This is a genomic window from Roseovarius sp. B-10, assembly GCF_056859295.1.
In genome coordinates this window covers 186,692-201,047 of the sequence record NZ_JBSXOE010000040.1, presented here as the reverse complement: position 1 = coordinate 201,047, position 14,356 = coordinate 186,692, and the positions used below count along the sequence as shown (strand labels likewise).

General features: G+C 64.9%; 13 protein-coding genes and 1 pseudogene. 7 read left to right on the top strand and 7 right to left on the bottom strand.

Annotated features, from left to right (window positions below):
• Positions 1–46: 46 nt before the first annotated feature.
• The 6 genes from AC13D8_RS17270 to AC13D8_RS17245 all read right to left on the bottom strand — a co-directional run bounded on the left by AC13D8_RS17270 (position 47) and on the right by AC13D8_RS17245 (position 6,577).
• On the bottom strand, positions 47–502 hold the full coding sequence (locus tag AC13D8_RS17270) for a host attachment family protein (RefSeq protein WP_482969855.1): 456 nt from the start codon (positions 500–502) through the stop codon (positions 47–49).
• A gap of 145 nt (positions 503–647) precedes the next feature.
• Positions 648–1,247: a superoxide dismutase gene (locus AC13D8_RS17265; protein ID WP_129433156.1), complete on the bottom strand. Its 600-nt coding sequence runs from the start codon at positions 1,245–1,247 to the stop codon at positions 648–650.
• Positions 1,248–1,357: 110 nt separating this feature from the next.
• Positions 1,358–1,927, bottom strand: a complete 570-nt coding sequence (locus AC13D8_RS17260; RefSeq protein WP_482969854.1) for a sarcosine oxidase subunit gamma — start codon at positions 1,925–1,927, stop codon at positions 1,358–1,360.
• Positions 1,920–4,928: a sarcosine oxidase subunit alpha family protein gene (locus tag AC13D8_RS17255; protein WP_482969853.1), complete on the bottom strand. Its 3,009-nt coding sequence runs from the start codon at positions 4,926–4,928 to the stop codon at positions 1,920–1,922. The genes AC13D8_RS17260 and AC13D8_RS17255 overlap by 8 nt, the downstream gene beginning before the upstream one ends.
• 61 nt (positions 4,929–4,989) lie before the next feature.
• Positions 4,990–5,319, bottom strand: coding sequence for a sarcosine oxidase subunit delta (locus AC13D8_RS17250; protein WP_482969852.1), 330 nt, complete (start codon positions 5,317–5,319; stop codon positions 4,990–4,992).
• A gap of 13 nt (positions 5,320–5,332) precedes the next feature.
• Complete coding sequence (locus AC13D8_RS17245; RefSeq protein WP_482969851.1) at positions 5,333–6,577, bottom strand: sarcosine oxidase subunit beta family protein; 1,245 nt, start codon at positions 6,575–6,577, stop codon at positions 5,333–5,335.
• Between the two features lie 212 nt (positions 6,578–6,789).
• Here AC13D8_RS17245 and ccmI point away from each other — a divergent pair, with 212 nt between their 5' ends.
• The 5 genes and pseudogenes from ccmI (at position 6,790) to AC13D8_RS17220 (ending at position 10,133) form a co-directional block, all read left to right on the top strand.
• A complete protein-coding gene (gene ccmI / locus AC13D8_RS17240) occupies positions 6,790–8,022 on the top strand; it encodes a c-type cytochrome biogenesis protein CcmI (RefSeq protein ID WP_482969850.1) in 1,233 nt (410 codons plus the stop codon).
• Positions 8,019–8,504 (top strand): Holliday junction resolvase RuvX, encoded by a 486-nt coding sequence (ruvX, locus tag AC13D8_RS17235; protein ID WP_482969849.1) that lies wholly within the window; start codon positions 8,019–8,021, stop codon positions 8,502–8,504. Before ccmI ends, ruvX begins: the two co-directional genes overlap by 4 nt.
• Positions 8,494–8,730 (top strand): DUF1289 domain-containing protein, encoded by a 237-nt coding sequence (locus tag AC13D8_RS17230; protein ID WP_482969848.1) that lies wholly within the window; start codon positions 8,494–8,496, stop codon positions 8,728–8,730. The genes ruvX and AC13D8_RS17230 overlap by 11 nt, the downstream gene beginning before the upstream one ends.
• Before the next feature lie 93 nt (positions 8,731–8,823).
• Positions 8,824–9,777 (top strand): annotated as a pseudogene (locus AC13D8_RS17225) (IS5 family transposase).
• Between the two features lie 41 nt (positions 9,778–9,818).
• Positions 9,819–10,133, top strand: coding sequence for a hypothetical protein (locus AC13D8_RS17220; RefSeq protein ID WP_482969847.1), 315 nt, complete (start codon positions 9,819–9,821; stop codon positions 10,131–10,133).
• A 30-nt stretch (positions 10,134–10,163) separates the two neighbouring features.
• Here the strand turns inward: AC13D8_RS17220 and AC13D8_RS17215 are convergent, their stop codons facing one another.
• The gene (locus AC13D8_RS17215; protein ID WP_482969846.1) at positions 10,164–11,090 is read right to left on the bottom strand and encodes a LysR substrate-binding domain-containing protein; all 927 of its coding nucleotides are present in this window, start codon (positions 11,088–11,090) and stop codon (positions 10,164–10,166) included.
• Positions 11,091–11,201: 111 nt separating this feature from the next.
• On the opposite strand from AC13D8_RS17215, the gene AC13D8_RS17210 reads away from it, so the two are divergent.
• Both AC13D8_RS17210 and AC13D8_RS17205 read left to right on the top strand, forming a co-directional pair.
• Positions 11,202–12,812: a GMC family oxidoreductase gene (locus AC13D8_RS17210; RefSeq protein ID WP_482969845.1), complete on the top strand. Its 1,611-nt coding sequence runs from the start codon at positions 11,202–11,204 to the stop codon at positions 12,810–12,812.
• Between the two features lie 35 nt (positions 12,813–12,847).
• Positions 12,848–14,290, top strand: coding sequence for an aldehyde dehydrogenase family protein (locus AC13D8_RS17205; protein WP_482969844.1), 1,443 nt, complete (start codon positions 12,848–12,850; stop codon positions 14,288–14,290).
• The last annotated feature ends 66 nt before the right edge of the window (positions 14,291–14,356 follow it).

Sequence of the window (14,356 nt, the reverse complement as noted above, 5' to 3'; positions counted from 1 at the left end):
TGGCAAGAGCGACCAGGCAACGAGGTCCGCCACGGGCCGGCGGGGCTCAGTGCGCCGCCAATTCCGCCAGGAGCACTTTTTCCAGCCTATCGCCGGGATGGTTGGTCAGGTCCTTGCCGATCTCGGCCACGACGCACTGCGCGACCTCCTTGTGCAAGTGATCACGCAGGCCGCCGAGCGTTTTCGGCGGGGCCACGAGGATCAGCCGCTTGAAGGTGCCGCGATGCGCCATCCGGTAGAGGACATCCGCCATGTCCGAGGCGAACCTCGCCTCGTCCAGCTCGTGCCAATCCGCGCCGGATAGGCCCGAGCGCTGCCCCTGCCCGGGATCGGTCATGCGTCCGGGTCGGTCGCTCTGTTGCTCGCGATTCGGGGGCAGGTCCTGTTCCTCGACGCGGCGGATCACGAGATTGGGGGCCTGTGCGTCGGTCACGTTTTCGAGAAACAGCGCCTTTTTCCCGTCTGCCACCAGAACCCAAGTGCCGTGCGAAAGTTCGCTCATCTGCGTCGCTCCTTTTTCTGCGTCTTTGCCGTTTGCCACTATCGCCCGTTCCGGGCACGGGCGGCGTTGATACGGATCAACCGGATGCGAGAAACCCCGCACCATTGGTGCGGGGTTCCGTGTCGAGTTGCATCGCCAACCGCAATCACATCCGCGAGGCGACGTTTTCCCAGTTCACCAGGTTGTCGAGGAAGTTCTGGAGGTAAGCCGGGCGCTTGTTGCGGAAGTCGATGTAGTAGGAATGCTCCCACACATCACAGCCCAGAAGCGCGGTCTGCCCGAAGCAGAGCGGGTTCACACCGTTCTCTGTCTTGGTGACCTTGAGGCTGCCATCGGTATCCTTGACCAGCCAAGCCCAGCCCGAGCCGAACTGACCGGCGCCCGCAGCGGAGAATTGCGATTTGAACTCGTCGAGGCTGCCAAAGCTCTCGTTGATCGCCTTTTCCAGCTCGCCGGGCATGCCGGTGCCGCCGGGGGCCATCATCTCCCAGAACTGGTTGTGGTTCCAGTATTGCGAGGCGTTGTTGAAGATGCCCGATTGCGCCACCGCTTTCGGGTCATAGGTGCCTCTGATGATCTCCTCCACGGATTTGCCTTCCCACTCGGTACCGGCGATCGCCTTGTTGCCATTGTCGACATAGGCCTTGTGGTGGATGTCGTGGTGATACTCCAGCGTCTCGCGGCTCATCCCGTGATCGGCGAGCGCGTCGTGGGAATAGGGCAGGTCGGGAAGTTCGAAGGCCATGTGGTCCCCCTGTTCGTTGGCGTTGAAATCCTGTGCCCGATACATGGTGACGGGCGCGCTAAAAGGTCAACCCCGCGCGCCGGAGTTTTTCCCTCGGGAATGGCGCCCGTTCAGCCGTAGACACCCACCTCGCCACCAGGAAGAGCCGCCGTTTTCAAGATGTTGAAAGCATAATCGCCCACCGAGCGGAAACACACGAGGTGGAAGGTGCCGCCCTCGTTCAGCCAGAAGGCGGCCGGCACCTGCGCCATGCGCGTGCGGCGGAACATGCCGGGAGCAAAGGCGTCAGGCGAGAGATCCACCGGGCAAAGCTTGGCCAGAACCTCGCGCGCACCCGCCCCCGAGATCCGCAGGAAGGTGCGCGCGTCCGAGACGTTGACGGCCAGGAAATGCTGCCCCTCGAGCGCCGATTCCAGCGTGGCGATGGTCTCGGCGACCTTGTCATAAGGACACATCAAGAGCAGTTCGTCCGGCGACATCCACAGCGCCGCAGTTCCCTTCCCGTCCAGCGCCGCGCGCTGTCCGGGAACGTCCAGACCCACGGCTTTCTTGACCGCGGCTTTGACCTCCTTGGAGGTTAGGTCGCCCCGCAGGGTAATCATGCCGGTGGGGCCAGCATCCTCGATGGTGGCGATCCCCTCGTACCGGGCGCCATTCAGGGCAGTTACGGGCTCAGCCATTCTGTTTCTCCCCGTCCTTGTCGTAAAACACCTGATCGACGATCTTGGCCTTGATGATGCCGCCGTCAACCTTTGGGAATTCCAGCACTTCGCCCATGCGGTCCGGCCCATGCAGGACCAGGCCCATGGCGATGCCACGGCCCAGCGTAGGCGAGTGATAGGTCGAGGTCACGCGCCCCTGCACGTTGCGCTGCCCGTTGGCGTTGTGGCCATCCGCCGTGGCATAGGCCCCATCAGGCAGAACCGAGCCGTCGAGCGTTTCCAGCCCCACCAGCTTCCAGCGCTTTGGGTCGGCCATGTGGCTGCGTTCCTGCGCGCGCTTGCCGATATAGTCCTCTTTCTTCTTGGAAATTGCCCAGTCCAGGTTGAGGTCCTGCGGGATGACCGTGCCATCCGTCTCGTCCCCGATCATGATAAAGCCCTTCTCGGCACGCATGACATGCATCGCCTCGGTGCCGTAGGGCATGACGCCATACTCGGCCCCCGCCTCCGTCAGCGCGTCCCACAGCGCACGACCGTGGCTTGCGGGCACGGAAAGCTCGAAGCTCAACTCGCCAGCGAAGGAGATGCGGAACACGCGCGCGGGGATGCCCGCGACGGTGATCTCGGTCCAGCCCATGAAGGTGAGCGCATCGGCGCTGATGTCATCATCGGTGAGCTTCTCGATCACCTTGCGCGAGTTGGGGCCCGCGACGCCGACCTGCGCGTATTGCTCGGTGACATTGGCGGTATAGACCTTCCAGTCCCACCATTCGGTCTGGAGCCATTCCTCCATGTGACCATGGATCGATTCCGCCCCGCCGGTGGTGGTGTGGCAAAGGAACGTCTCCTCGTCGAGCCGCGCCACCACGCCGTCATCCATGAGAAAGCCGTTTTCGTTGCACATGAGGCCATAGCGGCAGCGACCCGGCTTCAGGGTGGACATCATGTTGGTATAGAGCATGTCCATGAAGCGGCCCGCATCCGCGCCCTTGACGATGATCTTGCCGAGCGTCGAGGCATCGAGCAACCCGAGGCTGTCGCGGGTCTGGGTAATCTCGCGGTTCACAGCCTCGTGGCGCCCCTCTTCGCCCTTGGGGAAGCAATAGGGGCGGCGCCATTGGCCAACCGGCTCGAAATCCGCGCCGTTTGCCTCGTGCCAGCCCTGCATCGGTGTCTTGCGGATGGGCTGGAAATTGGCCTTGGTCGCCTCGCCGGCGATCGAAGACAACGAGATCGGCGTGTAGGGCGGGCGGAACGTGGTGGTGCCCGTCTGTGGGATCGGCTGGCCCAGCGCGTCCGAAAGAATCGCCAGACCGTTGATATTGCTCAGCTTGCCCTGGTCTGTGGCCATGCCCAGGGTGGTGTAGCGCTTGGCGTGCTCGACGCTCTCATAGCCCTCGCGGGCGGCGAGCTGCACGTCCGACACCTTCACGTCGTTCTGATAATCGAGCCACGCCTTCATCCGCAGCTTGTAGCCCGCTCCCTGCGGCATGAGCCAGACGGGCTGCATCGGCGCTTCCGGCGACGCGCTGCCCTGGGGCGCCTCGCCCTTGGGCTTGGCCCCCATGGCCTTTGCCACGGCCTGTCCCGCGGCGTGGGCGTCGGCCACGACGCTGGCCAGATCGCCCGCACCGTTTGCGGACCCGGCGGGGATAACGAAGCCCTCTCCGTGCGCGCCGCGCGGCGGGTTCTCGGGATCGGGGCGGAAATGGGCCTGTGCGTCGTCCCAGACGAGCTTGCCACCGCAATGCGACCACAGGTGCACCACCGGCGACCAGCCGCCCGACATGGCGACTGCATCACAGGCGATCTCCTCCAGCGCTGCGCCCTCGCCCGCCTGCGCGCAGATCGCGACGCCGGTGACGTGCTTGCCGCCCTTGACCTTTGCGATGCCCTTTCCGTTCTCGATGCGAATACCCAGCGCACGCGCCTCCTCGGCCAGCGCGCCGCCGCCCTGTTGGCGCGCGTCGAGGATCGCGGGAATCTCGAGACCCAGCTTCTTCAGCGTGATAGCCGTGCGGTAGGCGTCGTCATTGTTGGTCACGACCACGGTGCGGTCGCCAATCGAAACGCCGTAATCTACCGCGTAATCGCGCACCGCCGAGGCGAGCATGACGCCGGGAATGTCGTTGCCCGCGAAGCTCAGCGGGCGCTCGATGGCCCCCGTCGCGGTGACGATCTGGCCCGCACGGATGCGCCACAGCCGGTGGCGAGGGGCATCGCTGCCCGGCGCGTGATCGCTCACTCGCTCATAGCCAAGCGCATAGCCATGGTCATAAACACCCGCACCCATGCACCGCGTGCGCAGGGTGACGTTGGGCATGTCTTGCAGTTTTGCAATCGTGGCGTCGATCCACGCCTCGACGGGCTGGCCGTCCACCTCGCCGCCATCGACGGGCGCGCGCCCGCCCCAATGGGCGGTCTGCTCGATCAGCATGATCTTCGCGCCCGCCTCTGCCGCAGCAAGCGCGGATTGCAACCCGGCCACACCGCCGCCCACCACGAGTACGTCGCAGAAATAGTAGAAATGCTCGTAACGGTCGGGGTCGCCGGGGTTCGGTGCCTTACCGAGCCCCGCCGACTGGCGGATGAAGGGCTCGTAGACATGCTTCCAGAACGGGCGCGGGTGGATGAACATCTTGTAGTAGAAACCGGCGGGCAGGAAGCGTGCAAAGTGGGTGTTGACCGCGCCGATATCGGTCTCGAGGCTGGGCCAGTGGTTCTGGCTGACAGCCACAAGCCCGTCGAAAAGCTCGGTCGTGGTGGCGCGCTGGTTGGGTTCGAACCGCGTGCCTTCGCCCAGACCCACGAGCGCGTTGGGCTCTTCCGCCCCGCTCGCCACAACACCGCGCGGGCGGTGATACTTGAATGAGCGGCCCATCAGCATCTGGCCGTTGGCCAGCAGCGCCGAGGCGAGCGTGTCGCCCGGATGGCCCTGCATCCGCTTGCCGTTGAAGGTGAATTCCTGCGCGCGACCGCGATCGAGACGGCGGCCGCCGGTGGCCAGACGTGTGCTCATGTGCCAGACCTCTTGCCCGTTGCGGGCGTGATGAGTTGGGTATTTTTGCCAAGAAGAAGAGTCATGCGAACTCCCTCCATCTCCAGCCGGGGCGCTTGGCGGTGATCGCATCGCGGATGTCCTGCGGCGGCTCCAGCGTCTGGGCCGGATAGGTGCCGTAGACCTCCAGCGTCATGGTATCGCGCGCCGCGTGAAACCACTTGCCACAGCCGTTATTGTGCCGCCAACGCTCGAAATGCACACCCTTGGGGTTCTCCTTGGCAAAGAGATAGGTGTGGAACTCGTCGTCCGAGGAGCCAGGGCCGAAGCGCTTTAGATGCGCCTCGCCACCCTGGTGGAACTCAGTCTCCTCGGCGGTGACGCCGCAGCAGGGGCAGGTGAGGATCAGCATTTTCCATCCCTCCTTAGTGGGCGACGCCAGCGGCGACGGATTCGTCGATGAACCGACCCTGGTAGAACCGGTCGAGGCCGAACTCGTCGCAGAGCGGCGAGTGCCCCTTGGCCATCAATTCGGCAAAGCCCCAGCCGGAGCCCGGGATCGCCTTGAACCCGCCAGTGCCCCAGCCCGCGTTGATGAAGATACCCTCGATGGGCGTTTTCGACAGGATGGGTGAGCGGTCGCCGGTGACGTCCACGATGCCGCCCCACTGGCGCAGCATCTTGAGCCGGGCGACCATCGGGAAGGTCTCGACCAGCGCGCGCACGGTTTCCTCGATATGGTGGAACGAGCCGCGCTGCGTATAGTTGTTGTAGCCGTCGGTGCCGCCACCGATCACCATCTCGCCCTTGTCGGACTGGCTCATGTAGCCGTGCACGGTGTTGGCCATGACGACGCAATCCATGCAGGGCTTGATCGGCTCGCTAACCAGCGCCTGAAGCGCCACGCTCTCGATCGGCAGGCGGAAACCAGCCATGTCGGCGAGGTGGCCCGAGTGACCGGCCACCACGATTCCCAGCTTGTCGCAGTCGATATCGCCGCGGTTGGTGGTCACGCCTGTGACCTTGTCGCCGTCGCGGCGGATGCCGGTCACCTCGCATTTCTGGATGATATCCATGCCCATCGCCGAGCACGCCCGCGCATAGCCCCAGGCCACGGCATCGTGACGTGCGGTGCCCGCCCGCGCCTGCCACAGCCCGCCCAGGACCGGGTAGCGCGGCCCGTCGAGGTTGATGATCGGCACGATCTCCTTGACGCGCTGCGGGGAGATGAACTCGGTCGTCACGCCCTGCAACGCGTTGGCCTGCGCCGTGCGCTTGTAGCCGCGCACCTCGTGCTCGGTCTGCGCCAGCATGATGACGCCGCGGGGCGAATACATGATGTTGTAGTTGAGATCCTGGCTCAGCGTCTCGTAAAGCGAGCGGGACTTCTCGTAGATCGCCGCCGACGGATCCTGGAGATAGTTGGAGCGAATGATGGTGGTGTTGCGGCCCGTGTTGCCGCCGCCCAGCCAGCCCTTTTCCAGCACTGCCACGTTGGTGATGCCGAAGTTCTTGCCGAGGTAATAGGCGGTTGCAAGGCCATGCCCGCCCGCGCCGATTATGATGACGTCATAGCGCTTCTTTGGCTCGGGCGAGGCCCAGGCGCGTTCCCACCCCATGTGGTCGCGCAGGGCCTCTCGGGCGACGGCAAAGACGGAATAGCGTTTCATGCGCGGGGTGTCCTTTCCGGGGATTCGCGGGCCGGTAACGATGCGAAGGTAATGCGACGGGCGCGCAGGCGAAAGGTGACCGAGGGCGGCGCTTCGCCCGCAAATTGCGACATTGCGACATCGCGGCGCGGGGCTTGGGCCCGTATACGCGGCTTTGCCCCTTTTTTCCGCGCGGGCTGCGCTTTAGATGGGGGTGAGAGAGGATGACGATCATGAGCTTCTGGATCATCGCGGCGGCACTCGCTATCGGCACCGGGTTGCTTCTGGCGCTGGCGGCGCTGCGCGGGCGTGCGGGGGCCGAGCCGCCCGTTTCCTACGATCTGCGCGTCTATCGCGACCAGCTGCGCGAGATCGAGCGCGACGCAGGCCGTGGCGTGATTGCCGACGGAGAGGCCGAGCGGCTGCGCGCCGAGGTCTCGCGCCGCATCCTTGCCGCCGATGCGCAGCTGCGCGCAGGCGGGGCGACCGCCGGTCAGCCGCGCATCGCCGGACGAGCCGGAGCACTCGTGGCGATGGTGCTGGTCGCTTTCGGCGGGCTGGCGCTCTATGCCGCGCTTGGCGCGCCGGGCTACGGCGACATGCCGCTTGCCGCACGGATCGCCGCCTCCGAAGAGGCGCGCGCCGAGCGGCTCAGACAAGAGGCTGCCGAGGCCCGCTTTGGCCCTGGAGAGATAGCCCCGCCGGAGGGGACAAGCCAAGAGCATCTCGAGCTGGTGGAGCAGTTGCGCAAGGTGGTGGCGGCTCGGCCCGAGGATCAGCAGGGGCTGCGTTTCCTGGTGCGCAGCGAGGCCGCACTGGGGCGCATCGTAGCGGCGCGCAAGGCGCAGGAGAAGCTCGTCGCGCTACGCGGCGACGCCGCGAGCGCCACCGATCACGCAACACTGGCCGAATTGATGATCGAAGCGGCGGGAGGTTATGTCTCGACCGACGCGGCGGGGGTGCTGCGCGCCGCGCTCGAGCGCGATCCGCGCGCGCCCACCGTGCGGTTTTATCTGGGCGTCTGGCATTTGCAACTCGGCCGACCCGACCTCGCATTCCCCGTCTGGCGCGACCTGTTGGAGGACAGCACCCCTGACGCGCCTTGGGTGCCCGCGATCCGCGCCGAGATCGGCGAAATCGCACAGCGAGCGGGCGTGCGCTATACCCCGCCCGAAGAATCCGAAGGGCGCGGGCCGTCAGCCGCCGACATGGAGGCCGCCGGCGACATGGACACCGAGGCGCGCGCCGCTATGATCCGCGGCATGGTTTCACGGCTGTCCGAGCGGCTCGCAACCGAAGGTGGCCCACCCGAGGACTGGGCACGGCTCATCAACGCCTATGGCGTGATGGGCGAAACGGCGCAAGCCCGGCGCATCTGGACCGAAGCGCGCGAGACCTTTGGCGGCGATGCCCGCGCGCTCGGCATTCTGCGCACGGCGGCAGAGGCCGCAGGCGTGACCGAATGATCTGCGAAGACATCGCCGACTTCGCCGTCGCGCTCGCGCCCGAACGCGGGGTGATGGGGCTCGATCTTGGCACCAAGACCATCGGCGTGGCCCTCTCCGACCGGCTCTTGTCGAGCGCGAGCGCGGTGGAAACGGTGAAGCGACGCAAGTTCACCCTCGATGCCACGCGCCTCCTGGAGATCGCGACCGCGCGCGAAGCCGGCGGCATCCTGCTGGGTTTGCCGCGCAATATGGACGGCTCGGAGGGCCCGCGCGCCCAATCCACCCGCGCCTTCGCTCGCAATCTCTCACAGCTCACCGATCTCCCCATCGGGTTCTGGGACGAGCGCCTGTCGACCGTTGCCGCCGAACGCGCGCTCCTGGAGGCGGATACGACACGCAAACGTCGCGCAGAGGTCATCGATTCGGTCGCCGCCGCCTATATCCTGCAAGGGGCGCTCGACCGAATGCGCCATATGAGGACCGAGCAGCATGGCGGATGATGTCTGGAATCGCGACGAGGTCGAGAGCCCCTGCGTGCGCGTCTGTGTCGTCCACCCGGAGGCGCGCATCTGCACCGGCTGCCTGCGCTCCATCGACGAGATCACCCGTTGGTCAAAGATGAGCACGGAGGAGCGCCGCGCCATCATGGCTGCCCTGCCCGACCGCGCCGACCTACTGAGGAAACGCCGCGGCGGTCGCGCCGCAAGGCTGGCGCGCGGCGGCTGAGGCGTTGGCGATCCCGCGGGGACTCGAGCCGGCTCTGTTGCACAAAGCGCGTGAGGGATTCATGTCGCGAATGCAGTGTGGTAGCTGGGCGACATGAGCAGACCCACACCCTCGACCTACAAGACCAAGGAACTGGCCGGCCTACAATGAAGCGCTCAAGCACCGCGGCTCGCTGACGATCTGGTTTAACCCCGATATGACCTGGGAAGCTGCGCAGACTGGCAAACGGGGCCGGCAACCCAGTTACAGCGACACCGCTATCCAGACATGCCTGACGATGAAAGTGTTGTTCGGCATGGCGCTACGCCAGACCACGGGCTTCGTTGAAAGCTTGCTGCAACTGGTTGGCTTGGACTGGGCGGTGCCGGACTTCGGCACGCTTTCCCGCCGCCAGAAGGCCTTGGTCGTGAACATCCTGTATCGGGGCTCCACGGGGCCGCTGCACCCGCTGATCGATAGCACCGGGATCAAGGTTGAGGGCGAAGGTAAGTGGCATGCGCGCGAACACGGCGACCCCAAGCGACGGGTCTGGCGCAAGATTCATCTTGGGATCGATGAGCAAACACTGGAGGTTCGGGCCGTCGAGATCACTGGCAGCCATATCGGTGACGCGCCCATGCTGCCTGATCTTATAGGCCAGATCCCGATGGACGAGGAGGTCGCCAGCGTCGCGGCCGACGGCGCCTATGACACTCGAAAGTGCCACGATACTATAGCTGATCGCAGCGCCCATGCCGTTGTTCCTCCGCCCAAGAATGCCAAACCCTGGAAGCCAACCACGCCGGGTGCGCTCGCGCGCAACGAAGCCCTGCGGGCCTCGAAATACCTCGACCGTGCGATCTGGCGACGGTGGAGCGGATACCACCGCCGAAGCCGCGTCGAGACCAAGATGCACTGTGTGAACCGAAGGTCCACGGAGCGAAATTGCTCGGGCAGAGCCTCATGGCGAGACACTTCGACCGCCAGGTCGCAGAAATCCAAGTCCGCATCGCAGTCCTCAACAGCTACACCGCGCTCGGCATACCCATCACTGAGCCCGTAGGATGAGTCTGTCCGGGGAAAGGGGACGTCTGGCCTTCAGCCGATTTGTGCAACAGAGTCTCATCTACGTCCAAAGACTGGTCTTCGACCGGGTTTTCGGGATCCCCCCTGAGGGGCGCCTGAAGAACATCTGCGGACACACCCTCTATATCAACCCGCACCACTGGCTCCTCGGGGCTCAAGAGGTTCCGGAGCCCCCGGAATTTTCCGAGGACTATCCCCTCGAGGAGGCCATCGGGGTCGTCGACATGTACTTGGACCTCCATACGAGCATCGATCGCAACCACAACCTTCTGGTCGACATGCCCGAAGAGTTTCTTCGCGGCGCTCTGGTCGAACTCAACAAGGAACACCTGATATGAAATCGGTGACCTGCGGGGTCGGGGCCCGACTCAGAATTTCTGGGACGTAAGCCAATCCTTGAACACCGCGATCTCGGGACTTTTATTCGTGTCCTCGTACTGAACCAGAAAGAACTTCTGCAGCATGGATATCTGGTACGGAACGGGTGCGATAAGCGCACCTGTTTTTAGATAATGTCCGGCAAAGCTGCGGCTAATGATGGCGGAGCCGTGCCCGGCCGTAAGAATCTGCAGGGCGACCAGAGACGAGTCCGCCTTCATCCAATGCACCGGCACTGGCAAATCGAGCCCGTACTTGTCAGACAGGCGCCCCCAGTCGGTTTCCGATCCGACGACCTGGACGACACTGGCGGCGGCCAGCCCTTCAATCGAGAGGTCGTCGCCCAGGGATGACGCATGGTCGGGATGACAAACGACTACCGCATCATCGACCTCGAGGGGCCAGATATTCCGTTCGGGCCAGTCACCATCGCCGTAGCGGATGTCGAGATCGATACCCGCGTCGGTCATGCGATCCGACCAGACCGTAGTGAACAAGTCGATCTCGATCTCGGGGTGCCGTTCGCGAAACGCGTTCAGCCGCGGTGCCAGGACCAGCGCGCCAAACGAAATGGACGACCGAACCCGAAGTGTCGCCTTGCGTTGCCCGCGAAACAGGCCGTCGGTCGCCTGTTCCATCTCGAGAAAGGATTTCCGAAGCGGTTGTGCATAGGCTTGGCCGACATCGGTCAGCGCCACGCCCTTCGGCAGCCGCTTGAACAGCTCGGCCCCCAGTCGCTTTTCCAGAAGCCGGATCTGCTGGCTGACGGCTGCCGGGGTCAGATGAAGCTCGTCCGCGGCCGCCGTGAACGAACTGTGACGCGCCGCGGCATCGAACGCGCGCAGCCAGGTAACATGGGGCAATCTTCGCATCCGGCGTTTCCTTTCGGGGCACAACATGGCCTTGGACGCAGCCATGCGCAATTCGATGAGACCAAAATAATATGAGGCCTAGGCGGTGAAAGTCGTTGTTTGTGACTGTGCCGCTTCTATCCCCATATGTGATCGGCGGTCAGGCGGAGAGAGCAGATGGATGAAGTCGACTACGTGATCGTTGGGGCAGGATCCGCGGGCTGTGTGATGGCCAACCGCCTGTCCGCGAACGGCCACCACCAGGTGCTGCTGCTCGAGGCCGGGGGCGGAGATGCACGCATGTGGATCAAGATCCCCGTAGGCTATGCCATGACCTTCTCCGACCCGACACTGAACTGGGGCTACATGACCGAGGCGGATACCGGCCTGTCGGGTCGTCAGAGCTATTGGCCGCGGGGGCGTGTCATCGGGGGATCAAGTTCGATCAACGCCATGGCCTATGTCCGCGGTCAGCCCCGCGATTTCGATGACTGGGCGGCGGCCGGTGCGACCGGCTGGGATTGGCAGGCGGTAGAGGATGCCTATGACCGGATAGAGACCCGCGCACCGGGTGCGTCGCGGGCAAAGCCGTCCGGCGAAGGACCGGTCTGGGTGCAGGATCTCTCGGATCAGATGCATCCGTTCTCGAGGAACTTTCTCGAGGCGGGCCGCAACGCCGGATTTGCAGTGATCGACGACATGAACCGGCCCGGCGCCAATGGTCTCGGGTTCTACCGCAGCACCGTGCGGCGCGGCGTTCGCTGGTCTTCGGCGGATGCATTCCTGCGGCCCGCCACCCGCCGGGACAATCTGCGGGTCATCACCCATGCGCATGTTACCCGGTTGGAGTTCAGCGGCGCGCAGGTGAGCGGCCTTGCCTATATGCGGGGCACCCAAATGCGCCGGGTGCGCGCGCGCAAGGAGGTCATCCTCTGCGCGGGGGCCATCAATAGCCCGCACCTGCTTCAACTGTCGGGCATTGGACCGGCCGCGCTATTGAAGGCGCACGGGATCGAGGTTCGGCACGATCTGGCCCATGTGGGCCAAGGGCTTCAGGATCATCTGGCGGTGTCCTGTCAGTTCCGAGCCCGTGTGCCGACGCTCAACAACATGCTGGGCAGCCCCTCGGGCCGGCTGCGCGCGGCGCTGCGCTACGCGCTCACCCGCAAGGGCGCGCTCTCTGTTCCGGTCAATCAGGTGGGCGGCTTCGTGCGCTCCACGCCACAACAGGCGGTGCCCGATGTGCAACTCTTCTGCAACCCGGCCTCCTACGAGATCAACCGCGCCGGCAGGGTCGTTCTTGACCGGCAGCCAGGATACCTGCTCTCAGCGCAACCCTGCCGCCCGACCAGCCGCGGGCATGTGCGGATCGCCTCGGGTTCCTGGCGCGATGCGCCTGTCATACAGCCCAATTCCCTTGCGACCGATGACGACCTTGACGCGGCCGTGCGGGCCAGCAAGGTCATCCGTACCCTCGCGCGGAGCCCGCAATTGCAGATGGTGACCGAGTTTGCCAAATCTCCGGATTTCGACACGATGGACGATGCAGCCCTGCTCGACGACTTTCGCAACCGCGCCTCGACCGTCTATCACCCGTCTTGCACCTGCCGCATGGGGCACGGCCCGCATGACTCGGTGCTCAACGCCCGGCTTCAGGTTCACGGGGTGCCGGGGCTGCGGGTGGTCGATGCGTCCGCCTTCCCCAACATCACATCCGGCAATATCAACGCCCCGACCTTGATGCTCGCGATGCGGGCCGCCGACATGGTGCTGCAAGACGCCGGGTGAGCGCCCCCCAAAAGCGCCGCAAAAGGAGATGCGACATGATCACACTGAACACCTTCTATATCGACGGGGCCTGGGTCGCGCCTGCCTCGAGCGAGACGATGCCGATACGCTCGCCCGCCACCAACCGTCAGATCGGCACCGTCGCCATGGGCAACGCAGAAGATGCGGATCGCGCCGTTCAGGCCGCCAAACGCGCCTTCGAGACGTTTTCCATGACCTCCAAGGAGGAGCGTCTGGCCTTGCTGCGCCGCCTAGCCGAGGTGACGCGGGCGCGCATGGATGATCTGGCCCATGCCATGACCACCGAGATGGGAGCACCGATCACAATGTCTCGCGCGGTGCAGGCCGATGCCGGCATCGGTCACCTCGAGGCCTTCATCGCCGCGCTCGAGACGCTGGACGAGGCAGAGACGCTGCCCAACGGCGATATCCTGAGCCGCGAGCCGATCGGCGTCTGCGGGCTGATCACACCGTGGAACTGGCCGATCAACCAGATCGCGCTCAAGGTGATACCCGCGCTTGCCGCCGGGGCGACCTGCGTGCTCAAACCGTCCGAGCATACGCCGCTCTCGGCGCAGGTCTATGCCGAGATCGTGCACGAGGCCGGGTATCCGGCGGGGGTCTTCAACCTCGTGCAGGGCGACGGGCCGACGGTGGGTGCCGCGCTGGCGCGGCACCCCGACGTGGCGATGATGTCGTTCACCGGCTCGACACGTGGCGGCAGCGCGGTAGCACGCAACGCTGCCGACAGCTTCAAGCGGGTGACGCTGGAACTGGGAGGCAAATCCCCTAACCTGATCTTCGCCGACGCCGATCTTGAGAAACGCGTGGCCGAGGGTGTGGCCGCGTGCTTCTTCAACACCGGGCAATCCTGCGATGCCCCCACCCGCATGCTGGTAGAGCGCAGCGTCTATCCCCGTGTGCTGGAATTGGCCCAAGCCGCCACCGAAGCCACAGTCATGGGCGATCCCGAGCAGGAGGGCGATCACCTCGGGCCGCTCTTCGATGAGATCCAGTATGACCGGGTGCAGACTATGATAGAGACAGGGCTCAACGAGGGGGCGCGCCTTCTGACCGGAGGAACGGGCCGCCCCGACGGATTGCCTGAGGCGCTGCAATCCGGCTGGTTCGTGCGCCCGACGATCTTTTGCGATGTCACGCCGGAGATGGTGATCTGGCGCGAGGAGATTTTTGGCCCGGTGCTGGTCATCACCCCGTTCGACACCGAGGAAGTGGCGATCGCGCTGGCCAATGATACCGAGTACGGGCTCGCGGCCTTCATCCAGACCGGCAGCGAGGAGCGCGCCCTGCGGGTCGCACGCCGCCTGCGTGCAGGCGGCATCCATATCAACGGGCGCGATGCCGATTACGGATCCCCCTTCGGCGGATTCAAGCATTCCGGCAACGGGCGCGAAGGCGGTGTTCAGGGGCTTGAGGACTATATGGAAATCAAGGTCCGCCCGCCCTTCGCCGCCTGACAGGGCGTGCTCCCCAAACGACAGAACGGCGCGGGGCAATCCGCGCCGTTCACATGCGGTCGTGCC